Origin of the sequence: Hydrogenophaga sp. (assembly GCF_018780385.1) — a bacterium.
Lineage (GTDB): Bacteria > Pseudomonadota > Gammaproteobacteria > Burkholderiales > Burkholderiaceae_C > Hydrogenophaga.
In genome coordinates, this window is sequence record NZ_JADMJO010000092.1 from 1 (window position 1) to 11370 (window position 11370).

Annotated in this window: 8 protein-coding genes and 1 pseudogene; 8 read left to right on the top strand and 1 reads right to left on the bottom strand. The window is 65.5% G+C overall.

Annotated elements, in window-relative coordinates; all coding sequences use genetic code 11:
* Positions 1 to 808: 808 nt before the first annotated feature.
* Positions 809 to 2467, bottom strand: coding sequence for a sigma 54-interacting transcriptional regulator (locus IV113_RS21240; protein ID WP_247656070.1), 1659 nt, complete (start codon positions 2465 to 2467; stop codon positions 809 to 811).
* Positions 2468 to 2644: 177 nt separating this feature from the next.
* Between IV113_RS21240 and IV113_RS21245 the strand changes: the two genes are divergently transcribed.
* From IV113_RS21245 to IV113_RS21280, 8 genes and pseudogenes are all read left to right on the top strand, one after another.
* A complete protein-coding gene (locus tag IV113_RS21245) occupies positions 2645 to 3610 on the top strand; it encodes a tripartite tricarboxylate transporter substrate binding protein (RefSeq protein ID WP_210829879.1) in 966 nt (321 codons plus the stop codon).
* A 16-nt stretch (positions 3611 to 3626) separates the two neighbouring features.
* The gene (locus IV113_RS21250) at positions 3627 to 4820 is read left to right on the top strand and encodes a thiolase family protein (RefSeq protein WP_210829881.1); all 1194 of its coding nucleotides are present in this window, start codon (positions 3627 to 3629) and stop codon (positions 4818 to 4820) included.
* Complete coding sequence (locus IV113_RS21255) at positions 4817 to 5269, top strand: OB-fold domain-containing protein (protein ID WP_210829883.1); 453 nt, start codon at positions 4817 to 4819, stop codon at positions 5267 to 5269. Before IV113_RS21250 ends, IV113_RS21255 begins: the two co-directional genes overlap by 4 nt.
* 13 nt (positions 5270 to 5282) lie before the next feature.
* Positions 5283 to 7424 (top strand): acetate--CoA ligase family protein, encoded by a 2142-nt coding sequence (locus IV113_RS21260; RefSeq protein ID WP_291089188.1) that lies wholly within the window; start codon positions 5283 to 5285, stop codon positions 7422 to 7424.
* Between the two features lie 33 nt (positions 7425 to 7457).
* Positions 7458 to 7904, top strand: coding sequence for a MaoC/PaaZ C-terminal domain-containing protein (locus tag IV113_RS21265; protein WP_210829918.1), 447 nt, complete (start codon positions 7458 to 7460; stop codon positions 7902 to 7904).
* A gap of 29 nt (positions 7905 to 7933) precedes the next feature.
* On the top strand, positions 7934 to 9106 hold the full coding sequence (locus IV113_RS21270; protein ID WP_210829915.1) for an acyl-CoA dehydrogenase family protein: 1173 nt from the start codon (positions 7934 to 7936) through the stop codon (positions 9104 to 9106).
* A gap of 20 nt (positions 9107 to 9126) precedes the next feature.
* A complete protein-coding gene (locus tag IV113_RS21275; RefSeq protein ID WP_210829913.1) occupies positions 9127 to 10815 on the top strand; it encodes an FAD-dependent oxidoreductase in 1689 nt (562 codons plus the stop codon).
* 66 nt (positions 10816 to 10881) lie between these two features.
* Positions 10882 to 11370: pseudogene (locus IV113_RS21280) on the top strand (hypothetical protein); the annotation flags it as partial.

Here is an 11370-nt window from a genome sequence, read left to right on the forward strand (position 1 = left end):
CCGAAATTCATCGTCTCAGCTCACGCTGCAGCGGGTGTTTTGCAGACCTTCCTTAGCCCGTTAAGCCTTGCTTTTGACGTCTCCTCCACACCCCAGCGCTGGTGATACAGGTCGGCGAACACGTTGCAGGCAACGGCGTCGGCGGGCAGGGTGGTCAGCAGCACCCGAACCTGGCCCTCGGGGGTGACTTGGCGCACCAGCCGCACCGTGACGGGAACGGGCGTACAGCCATAGTCCAGCGCATCGCGGCGCGAAGGGAGGCCTCAAGGTCACGGTTGCCTGGTCCAGCCCGCTTCTCACGAAGTCCCGCACGGCCTTGAAGCCATTGACCTTGTCCCACGGGTGCAAAAGCGAATGCCGCGCTGCTGCAGGCACGCCGCCGGGTAGCCACGGTCCAGCACCAGCACCAGCAGATAGGCAGGGCCCAGCTTGTCCAGGGCCTCGAACGGCATCTGACGCTCGGGCACCTCAGGCCCGCACCCCCCCAGCGCCAATCGAGCGAACCGAAGAAGGTATCGAGCATGGCGCGTTGTGAAGTGCCGCCCATGGACAGCGGCACGCCGATCAAGCGCGGCAACGTCAAGATCGGCGGCGGGTGAGGGCAGCGTGCCGCGCACTGGCGGCAAAATAATCGCAGCGGATGCGCGCCGCGAGATCAGCGAAGAGCAAATCTAGGGTTAACCTTGAATTTTCTTGCCGTGGCCATCTGCCTTGTTCGGAGAAATTGAAGAAATAATCAAATAAATCAAGCATTTGTCGCCATCGATTCTAGTCGACTTGGCTCAAGTTCGGTGCATTGAGGTCTTCCTCAACCACCCAGCAGTCGGTAAAGATGGGAGCGGGAAATGCCGAGTGCCCTGGCCGCTCGTTGCTTGTTGCCACCGTGAGCCTCTACCGCCTCGCGTACCGCTTTTTGCATGTGCTGCGTCATGGTCAGTGGGTTCTCCAAAGGCACCGCCATGGCCAGCGCTGGGGCATGAACGCGCGGCTGCCGGCTGGCGCCATGGCGTTCGAAATGGCGGCGCTCCAGCGTCTGCCGCGCCGAGAAGACCAGGGCCTCCTCAATGCGCTGGCGCAGCTGGCGCACGTTGCCGGGCCAGGCTTGCTGGGCCAGAAACGGGGCAACTTCGGGGTGGACTTCTGGCACTTCCCAGCGATTGCGAGCGCAGAACTGCTGAATAAAGTGGGTCAGGAGTTCCGGAATGTCTTCCAGCCGCTCGGACAGACCGGGAACGTGCAGCGTCACGCCGGCAAGGCGGTAGAACAGATCGAGGCGGAACTGTCCCAAAGCGACGAGGTCGTCCATTTTCCGGTGGGTGGCGGCCACCAGCCGGAAGTCGACCTTGCGGGAGCGGTGCTCACCCAGCCGCTCGACTGTGTAGTCCTCGAGCACCCGCAGCAGCTTCACCTGGATGTCTGCAGAAATGTCGCCGATCTCGTCCAGGAACACGGTGCTCTTGTCGGCGAGTTCGAATTTCCCGATACGCCCCTGTTTGTGGCTGCCCGTGAAACTGCCTGGCGCGTAGCCGAACAGTTCCGCTTCCAGCAGGCTCGCCGGCAAGGCGGCAAGGTTCAGCGAGACCATCTGCTGTTTCCGACGGGGGCTCAAGTCATGCAAGGCCTGCGCCACCAGCTCTTTGCCGACACCGCTCTCGCCAAGGATCAGCACGGGAACGTCGAGTTCGGCGACGACCCGGATTTCCTTCTTCAGGTCGAGCATCGGTGCGCTGTTCCCGACGAGCCGGCCCAGTGACTCCGGTTCGGGCGCCATCACGCCCAGGGTTCGCTGGTAGCGCGTGACTTCGTTCTGCAGGCGCGATACCTCACGGTACATGCGCTGCACGACCTCGGGCCCCTTGAACAAGGTCCGTCCCACGACACCCACGACCGCTCCTCCGACCCGGATCGGGATCCGGCTGACGATGCGGGTGGCCACGCCGTCCGCGGAATAAGGTTGTCCGATCTCCGCGACGCCGGAAGCGGCAACTTCCGCCATGCGCGAGTTGGGAATGATCTGGTGCGCGGGCCGGCCAACTGCCTCACCCGAGCGCAGGCCCAGCCAGCGCTCGTGTGTCGGGCTGATGTAGCGCATGATGCCGCCACAATCGACGACCGAGATGGCGTCGTGCGGGCTGGTCAGAATATGGTTCAGGACCGGTGCTGCGAACGGCACTGTGGCTATGAAACGCATCAATGCGTCATCTTCTCCCGCGGGCTTGATGAGCATTACCTGAGCAGAGTCCACCAGCCAGACCACGACGATCAATGGGGTGGCGCCTTCGGTGGCGAACAGGCCCGCGTCAAGGCCGCGCTGCAGCCACTTTTCCAGCTCGGGGAGAACCTGCCGGCGGATGGATGCCAAGCACGCGGTGCCATGCAATTGCTCCTGGCCGGTTTCCAGATCGCGCATCCAGATGCCCACGGACTCCCTTGCGCTTGCAATGTCTTCATGAGAGACGCTATTCATTGATGCATTCATACGGGACATACCAGTGTCGTCATTGAGGACGTATTTTAGCCGAGAAGGCGATTTTGGGGATGCCAGGCTGATGGCACAGACTTTGCACATACACCCCTGTCATCTGCCCCTGCTTGGCGCATTCGCAACAGGAGGGAGCTATCCACCACGACAAAAGGAGACGATATGAATCCCTTGCGCAGACACATTTGCGTTGCATCTCTGCTGCTGACGGCCGCAGGTTCGTCAATGGCCCAGGAGTTCCCCACTCGCCCGATCACGCTCGTCGTGCCGTACAGCGCCGGCCCCACGGATGCGCAGTACCGCAAGTTGGCCGAGCTGGCGTCCCGTAGCCTGGGGCAACCCATCGTCATCGAGAACAAGCCTGGCGGCAACGGCACCATCGGCCCCGTCCAGATGGCCCGCCTAGCAAAGCCCGACGGCTACACCGTCGCCGCCAGCACGGTGTCCCTGCTGCGCCAGCCGCACATGCAGCCAGTGGACTGGAACCCGCTCAACGAATTCACCTGGATCATCGGCCTGGGCGGCTACACCTTCGCGATTGCCGTGCGGGACGACTCGCCGCTCAAGTCCTTGAAGGACATGATCGTCTGGGCCAAGGCAAACCCGGGGCAGCTTACCTATGGCACCCCCGGTCAGGGCTCATCCTTGCATCTGCTGATGGAAGCGCTGGCTCACCAGGCGGGCTTTCAGGCGGTGCACGTGCCATTCAAGGGCGGTGGCGAAACCACCACGGCCATGCTGGGCGGCCATGTGATGGTCACGCTCAACAACGTCGGCAGCGTGATCACCCAGGCCGAGGCGCGCAAGGTGCGGATCCTCAACATCTTCGACGCGGAGCGCCTGTCCCGCCTGCCCGATGTGCCCACCTCGAAAGAGCTGGGCTACGACATCATCTATTCATCGCCCTACGGCTTGGTGGGACCGCGCAATATGCCGGGTGCAGTGGTCAAGCGGCTGCACGACGCCTTCAAGACCGCGATGGAGACGCCGGACAACAAGGCCCTCCTCGATAACCTGTATCAGGTCCCCTGGTATCGCTCGACCGAGCAATACACGAAATGGACCGTTGAGGCGTACCAGCAGGAGCGCCGCTTCGTCGAGCGAGCCGGCCTGCTCAAGCAACCCTGAGAGACGCGGAAATCTGATGAGCAGGCAAGTGACCATCGTCGGCGCCGCCGGCATCCCCTGTGGTCGGGTGCAGACCGCACCCGGCCTCGACCTCCAGGTGCTGGAACATGAGGTCCTGGCCGCCTGCGTGCTTGAGGCCGTCGGCCAGGCGGGCGTGAGCAAGGAGTCCATCGACGCCATGGTGCTGTGCCACCCGCGGCCCTACACCCAGCAGCTCTACTTCGGCACCTTTATGGCCAACTACCTGCGCCTGCCGAGCAATGGCGTGGTGATGGAGGTGGTGGGCAACGGCATGACCGGGGGACTCGCGTTCGACCAGGCGGCGCAGATGATCGAGACCGGGCGCGCGGACGTGGCGCTGGCACTCGGCGTGAACTTCGAGACCGCCATCGGCAGCGCTGAGCACATGAACCGCTCGATGCGCGCCACTGGCGACGTCGCCTTCCACACGCCATTCGGCTTCACGCCGATCTCGTGGTACGCGATGGACGCGATGCGCTACATGCACGAAACCGGCGCCACGCGGGCCGAGATCGCCAGCGTGACGGTGAAGAATCGCCGCCACGCGGCGCTGAACCCACTGGCCCAGTACCAGGAGTTGGTGACGCTGGAGGAGGTGCTCGCACAGCGCCCCATCGTCGAACCCTTCGGACTGTACGAGGTGCCGCCCCGGTCCGACGGCGCCGCCTGCATCGTGCTGGCCAGCGAAGAGGTGGCGCGCGCGCTGGGCAAGCCGTACGCACGCGTGATCGGACGCGGCTTTCATCACGAAGGCGCTCACCAGATATCCGAAGTGCCGACCGACATGATTGCCTTCAACGCGGCGGTGCGCGCCGGCGGCCAGGCCTATCGAGCTGCAGGCCTTCAGGCCGACGACATCGACGTCGCGGAGTTGTATGCGCCCTGCACCATCGTGGAGGTCCTTGTCAGCGAAGCCCTGGGCCTGACGCCGCGCGGGCGCGGCGCCGCGCAGGCGGCGGCCGGCGAAACCGCCCTGGGTGGGCGCATTCCCATCTGCACCTCGGGTGGTCTGATCGCGCGCGGACACCCGCCCTTCATCACGCCCCTTTATTCCTATCTGGAATTGTTCGAGCAGCTGACCCGACGCGCGGGTGCGCGCCAGGTGCCAGACGCCGCCATTGCCATGGCCGCCTGCGAACTGGGCAACTACAACGCAGCGCTGGTGCACATCCTGGAGGCCGCCGCATGAGCGATGCCGCACAAATGCCCGCCATGCCGCGCCTGCCGATGGCTGGCACGCGCCCCTACCCTCCGGCGCAGTCGAGCTTCACCAGCGCGTTTTGGCGCGGGCTCGACGAGGGCCGCTTCATGGCCACACACTGCACGGCCTGCGATCGCCTGTCCTTTCCCCCCAAGCCTTTCTGCCCTCACTGCTGGCACCGCAGCGTGCAGTGGCGGGCCATCGAACCGCGTGGCGTGGTCTATTCCGCCACCACCATCCATGCGGCCCCCAAGGTGTTCGGGGCCGAGGCACCGTATCAGGTCGGCATCATCGACCTGCGGGCCGGCCTGCGCATTGCGACGCGCCTGTTGGGTGACACGCCCACCGCCCGACTCCTTGACCGCGAGGTCGAACTGGCGGTGCTGACTTACGAGGACGGCCCGTTGTTTGCCGCCCGCCTTATCGACCCCCTTTGACACCAACGCTCCCATGCCTTCTGCCCAACGGCGCCTGTACGCGCCGCACGAACTGCACCGTCTGATTGCTCCGCGCAGCATCGCCATCGTCGGCGCCAGCGCCAAACCCGGCTCATTTTCCAACCGCACGTTGGAGAACCTGGCCCACTATCAGAGCGACATCCACCTAGTAAACCCACGCTACGACGAACTGGCCGGGCGGCCTTGCCACGCCAGCCTGAAGGCCCTGCCGGCTGCGCCCGACTGCGTCGTCATTGCCTTGCCCTGGCAAGCCGCGCTGGATGCGGTGCGCGAGGCGGCCGATGCCGGCGCCGGCGGCGCCATCGTTTACGCCTCGGGCTTCAGCGAAACAGGCCTGTCCGAACGCATCGTCTTGCAGGACGCGATGGCCGACATCGCGCGCGACAGCGGCCTTCGCATCCTCGGGCCCAATTGCCTGGGCATCGCCCACGTGGCCCTCGGCGCGGGCCTGCTGTTCCAGATGGGGTATGCGCAACTGCCGAAACCACCGGGCCGCGTGGGCCTGGTCAGCCAGTCCGGCGCTTTGGGCTACGCCTTGCTGCAGGGCGCCCACAACGGCATGGCCTACACGCACCTGCTGACGGCAGGCAATTCCTGCGACGTCGACGTCCTGGACCTGGCCCACTACCTGGTGCAGGACCCCGACTGCCGCAGCGTGGCTTGCGTGTTCGAAGCGGCCGGTGACGCCGAACGCCTGCAGGCGCTGGCCGACGCCGCGCGCGAGCGGGGCAAGCCGGTGATCGTCTACAAGACCGCGGTGGGCGAAGCCGCGGCGGCGGCGGCGCAATCGCACACAGGCAGCCTGGCGGGCTCGTCGCAGGCCTTCGAGGCGGCGATGCGGCGCGGCGGCTTCGTGCGGGCACATTCACTCGCCGAACTGACTGAAATGGCGGACTTCTTCGCCAAGGCGCCGGCCCCGGTGGCACCGGGGGTGGCGGTGATGGCCACATCCGGGGGCGCCGCCATCATGTGCGCGGACGCAGGCGCCAACCATGGCATCGATCTGCCGCAACCCCATGCCGAGGCGCAAGCGGTGCTGGACGCCACCGTGCCGGAGTTCGGCTCGCCGCACAACCCGTGTGACATCACCGGCCAGGTGCTCAACAGCCCCGAGGCGTTCGAGGCCTGCGCGCGCGCGATGTTGCGTGACGACCACTACGGTGTGCTGGTGCTGCCGCAGGTCACGGCGGGACAGGTCATCGCTGACAAGCGCTGCCCGGTGGTGTCGGCACTGGCGCGCGAGGCCGGCAAGCCCGTGTGCATCGTCTGGCTGCCCCACTGGCTGGAAGGCCCGGGCGCGATCACCTACATGCGCGACGAGCGCATCGGCTTCTTCCGCGACACCGAACGCTGCTTTCGCACGCTGGCAGCCTGGCAGGACTGGCATCGCTGGCGCGATACGCCACGGCCCACGCACGCCGTGGGGGCGCCAGCCGGCGCGCCATCGCCCGCGCTTGCCTTGCTTCGGCAGCAACCGCAGGTGATCACCGAGCAGGTGGCGAAACAACTGGTGGCGCTGTACGGCCTGCCCGTTGTGCAGGAGCGGGTGGCGGCCAGCGTGCGAGAGGTGGAGCAACAGGCCAGGGGGATGCCGCTTCCTCTCGTGCTGAAGTACGACGCCCCCGGCATCGCGCACAAGACCGAGCTGGGCCTGGTTCGGGTGAGCCTGGCGAGCGCCGACGAGGTATCGCGGGCGGCTCACCAGATGCTGGCGTCCCTGAGCGAACATGCGCCCGGCGCGGGCCCTGGCCGCTTCTTGTTGCAACCGATGGAGAAGGGGGATTTCGAACTCGTGCTGGGCATGAAGCGCGACCCAGTCTTCGGCCCCCTCGTGATGGTGGGCCTGGGTGGCGTGCTGATCGAGATGTTTGGCGACGTCGCGACCGAGCTGGCGCCGGTCGACCCGTCGCAGGCGGCCGCGATGCTGCGGCGACTGAAGGTCTACCCGCTGCTCCAGGGCTATCGCGGCAAGCCGGGCGTCGACCTCGATGCCCTGGCCGATCTGGTGGCGCGTTTCTCGCGCATGTGCATGGACCTGTGCAACGACGTCGACGAAATCGACCTCAACCCCGTGATGGCGCGCGGCAATCGCTTTGTCGCGGTGGACGCCCTGATCGTGCGCCGGCCGACATAGCCCCTCATCAAAGAACATAAAAAGGACATGCCCATGGGATGGTTTTTTGAAGATTTCGACCCGCAGGCCACTCCCGTCGTCACGCCGGAGAAAACCATCAGCGAAACCGACGTCCTGGCCTTCGCGGCGCTGTCGGGAGATGACAACCCCCTGCACACCGACGCCCACTACGCCGAGCGCTCGCCCCTCGGTCAGCGGGTGGCGCACGGCCTGCTGGTGCTCTCGGTGGCGACCGGTCTATCGGCCAAGGCCGGGCAGTTGCAGGGCACTGCGCTCGCCTTCCTGGGCATGGAGGACTGGCGGTTCCTGGCCCCGGTGTTTTTCGGCGACTGCATCCGCCTGCGCTGGAGCGTTACCGAGAAGCGGCTGACCTCGAACGGCCAGGCCGGGGTGGTGAAGCGCCGCATGGAAATCCTCAATCAGCGTGACGAGGTGGTTCAGTCCGGCCTGTTCGCGACCCTGGTGCGCACCCGCGCCTAAACCCATTTCACTACTGGAGACACACCGCCATGGCGCGACAAGACTGGAACACCTTCGGCTTCACCGAGCAGCAATGCATGATTCGCGACTCGGTGCTGGACCTGCTGCAGGCCAAGCTGCCTGTGGAAAAAATCCGCGAACTCGACCGCGCGGGTGAATTCCCCTTCGAGGCCTACCAGGCGCTGGCCGACGCTGGTTGGATGAGCCTGCCATTCAGCGAGGCCGAGGGCGGCTCGGGCGGCTCGCACAAGGACCTCGCGGTGCTGGTGGAGGCCATGGCCTACCACTACGCCAGCGTGGCCACGGCCTATCTGACCGCAGTCATTTACGCCGGCCAGCACATCGCCCTGCACGGCAGCGAGCAGCTCAAGCGCACGTACCTGCCCGGCATCATGGACGGCCGCCTGCGCATGGCTATCGCGCTGACCGAACCAGGCGCGGGATCCGACGCAGCGGCGATCGCCACCAAGGCCGAGCGACGTGGCGAGCGCTACGTGGTCAACGGCCAGAAGCTCTACATCACCTGTGCCCACGTGGCAAACCACCTGGTCACAGCGGTGCGCACCGGACCGTCGGGAGACCCCCAGTTCGCTGGGCACAAGGGCATCAGCATGCTGCTCATCCCGGCCGACGCGCCGGGCGTCACCATCCGCATGCTCGACACCCTGGGCCGCCGCACCACCCGCGCCAACGAGGTCTTCTTCGACAACGTGGAAGTGCCAGCGGAGAACCTCATCGGCGCAGAGAATAAAGGCTGGCGCGGCCTGATGAAGTGCTTGAACATGGAACGCCTGTGCTTGGCTGCGGCCGGCGCCGGCAACACGCAGCACGTGATCGACTACGCCAAGGACTACGCGACGCAGCGCGTGCAGTTCGGCCAGCCAATCACCCAGTTCCAAGCGATAGCGCACAAGTTCGCCGACATGCGCATCAAGGCCGAGACCACGCGCCTGATGACATACCGCGTGGCGGAGATGCTGGATGCCGGTGTCGAGCCGCGAATCGAGACCGCGATGGCCAAGGTGGTGTCGACCGACAACGACTTCGACTGCGCCAACCTGGGCATGCAGATCATGGGCGGGGCCGGCTACATGATGGAGCACGACATGCAGCGCTTCTTCCGAGACTCGCGCATCGGCCCCGTGGGCGGCGGGGCCAACGAGATCCAGCGCAACATCATTGCCCAACTGATGGGCCTTTGATGACCAACGAGACCACAAGCATGGAAAAGATCGAGTGTGATGTGCTGGTTGCCGGCTCCGGCGCCGCCGGTTTGACGGCGGCTTTCACCGCGGCGGACAGCGGGCTGGATGTCATCGTGGCGGAAAAAGAGCCGGTGTTCGGCGGCACCACGGCCTACTCCGCGGGGGTGATCTGGATTCCCGGCAACAGCCTGGCCAGGCAGGCCGGCTTGAAGGACTCTCCCGAGGACGCCTTGACCTACATGAAGGAAGAAGCTGGTGAGTTCTTCGATGAACCCAAGGCCCGCGCGTTCGTCGAGAACGCACCCCGGATGCTGGACCACATGCTGGCGCGCAGCCATGTGCGCTACCAGCTGATTCCGAACTGGGCCGACTACCACCCCCTGCGTCCCGGCGCATCGAGTGGCGGGCGCTCCCTGTTGCCGGAGCCCTTCGATGGCCGCCGGCTGGGCCAGCGCTTTCGGGAACTGCGGGTCCCGATCACAACCATGATGCTGTTCGGCGGCATGTCCGTCTCGCGCTCGGACATCCCTCACCTCTTCAATGCCACACGCTCCCTGCGCTCGGGTGTTCACGTCCTGTGCATGCTCGCTCGTTACGCGCGCGATCGCCTGAGCTGGCCGAGGGGCACCGCCATCGCCAATGGCAACGCGCTCGTGGCGCGCCTGGCGCTGTCGCTGTTCGAGAAGGGTGTGCCGCTCTGGACGGGCTCACCCTTGGTGCGCCTAATCGAACAGGACGGCCGGGTGAGCGGCGGCCTGGTGCGCCGCGACGGCCGCACCGTCGAGGTGGTCGCTCGCAAGGGCGTTATCCTGGCCAGCGGCGGCTTCCCCCGCAACGACGCGTGGCGCCGCGAGCGCTACCCGCACGTGGCCCAGGGCAAGAACCACGTCAGCCTGGCCCCACCCGGCAACACCGGTGACGGGGCGCAACTGGCACAGGCACATGGTGCGGGGTTTTCCAAGGGGGCCTCCAATCCCGCGGCCTGGACGCCCGTGTCCAATCTGCCCAACGGCGACGGCACGTTCACGCCATACCCCCACTTCATCGATCGCTGCAAGCCCGGTTTCATCGCGGTGGACCGCCGGGGCCAGCGCTTCGCGAACGAAGCGGACTCTTACCACGATTTCGTCCCCGCCATGGTGAAGGCCTGTGCGAACGATGCCCGCGTCGAGGCGTTCCTGATCTGCGACCACGCCACGATCCGCCGCTACGGCATGGGCGTGGTGCCGCCCTTTCCCATGCCGATCACGCGCTACGTCGACCGCGGGTACCTGATCCGGGGCGACACCCTGGCCGGGCTGGCGAGTCAACTCGGCATCGAACCCGCGGCCCTGGACAGCACCGTGAAGCGCTACAACGGGTTCGCCCGTGACGGCAAGGACCTCGATTTCGGCAAGGGCTCCAACGTCTACAACCATTTCGGCGGCGATCCCTCCTGCAAGCCCAATCCCAACCTGGCGCCTATCGAGCGGGGACCGTTTTACGCGGTGCGCCTGGAACCCAGCGACCTGGGGACGTTCCAGGGACTTCAGACCGATGAGCACGCGCGCGTGCTGCGCGCGACGGACGGCACGCCGATCCAGGGCCTGTATGCCGTGGGCAACGACATGGCCAGCGTCATGGGCGGAGCCTACCCGGGGGCAGGCATCACGATCGGCCCGGCCATGACCTTCGCTTACATCGCGGCCAGACACTTGGACACCTGAACTTGCCCGTGCGCATGTTCTTCCACAGGTCCATCGCTGCGGCCAGATACGCCGGTCCATGAACGAATGGCGCTCAAGAACCGAACAGGCAATGCACCGAACTTAACCATGGTAAGAAAATTCAGGGTTAATCCGAATAGAACTTACCTTGGCGCGCCGGTCATCGCAAACGCGCGTAAGTGCTTGAAAGCAAAGAGGTGGCTGACCCTTGCCTTGACCGATAGGAGGGTTGGTTACGAAGCATCCAAACCATCTTTCCTTAGGCTAGCCACCATGGGTCGTAAAATGCGAGCCGATTTGCATCAACGCCGCAGCCGCCTTGCGCGGCGCTCAGGATCGACCGGTGCAGTGGAGTTCTTCAACGTACTGACCAGCGAGGAACTGCTGCAGGCCACAGAAGCGCTGCGGCCCGAACACCGTGAACGGCCATACGCGCCCACAGTTACGCTGTCCATGTTCATGCGCCAGACACTGGGGGCCGATGGCTCGTGTCAATGGCATCTTGCCATAACCGGCCGGCGCAACGATGGCCACGATCCGATCACGCATGGACAA

Coding starts and splice junctions, on each gene's coding strand:
- IV113_RS21240 (WP_247656070.1), bottom strand. CDS start 2,467: ATGAATAGCGTCTCTCATGAAGACATTGCAAGCGCAAGGGAGTCCGTG.
- IV113_RS21245 (WP_210829879.1), top strand. CDS start 2,645: ATGAATCCCTTGCGCAGACACATTTGCGTTGCATCTCTGCTGCTGACG.
- IV113_RS21250 (WP_210829881.1), top strand. CDS start 3,627: ATGAGCAGGCAAGTGACCATCGTCGGCGCCGCCGGCATCCCCTGTGGT.
- IV113_RS21255 (WP_210829883.1), top strand. CDS start 4,817: ATGAGCGATGCCGCACAAATGCCCGCCATGCCGCGCCTGCCGATGGCT.
- IV113_RS21260 (WP_291089188.1), top strand. CDS start 5,283: ATGCCTTCTGCCCAACGGCGCCTGTACGCGCCGCACGAACTGCACCGT.
- IV113_RS21265 (WP_210829918.1), top strand. CDS start 7,458: ATGGGATGGTTTTTTGAAGATTTCGACCCGCAGGCCACTCCCGTCGTC.
- IV113_RS21270 (WP_210829915.1), top strand. CDS start 7,934: ATGGCGCGACAAGACTGGAACACCTTCGGCTTCACCGAGCAGCAATGC.
- IV113_RS21275 (WP_210829913.1), top strand. CDS start 9,127: ATGGAAAAGATCGAGTGTGATGTGCTGGTTGCCGGCTCCGGCGCCGCC.